The organism is Chromohalobacter sp. HP20-39 (genome assembly GCF_033052815.1).
GTDB lineage: Bacteria > Pseudomonadota > Gammaproteobacteria > Pseudomonadales > Halomonadaceae > Chromohalobacter.
The window spans coordinates 1-251 of the sequence record NZ_JAWHTP010000971.1 but is presented as its reverse complement, the minus strand read 5'-3'; the positions used below and the strand labels follow the sequence as shown (position 1 = coordinate 251).

The 251-nt window shown below is 58.2% G+C and carries 1 protein-coding gene; it reads left to right on the top strand.

Going from position 1 to position 251, the window contains the following annotated elements:
* Positions 1 to 251, top strand: a 251-nt coding sequence (locus RVY79_RS20855) for an efflux RND transporter permease subunit (protein ID WP_317466515.1), incomplete at both ends; no start/stop codon positions are given.

The window sequence follows — 251 nt, the reverse complement described above, 5'->3', positions numbered from 1 at the left end:
GTCACTGCTGCAAACACCAGAACAGTTCCGCGATATCACCTTGCGGGTCAATCAGGACGGCTCAGAGGTAAGGCTGGGCGATGTCGCCACCGTCGAAATGGGGGCGGAGAAATACGATTATCTTAGCCGCTTCAATGGTAAGCCAGCCTCCGGGCTGGGGGTAAAACTGGCCTCCGGCGCTAACGAAATGGCGACAGCGGAGCTGGTGCTCAATCGTCTCGACGAGCTGGCGCAGTATTTCCCGCATGGAC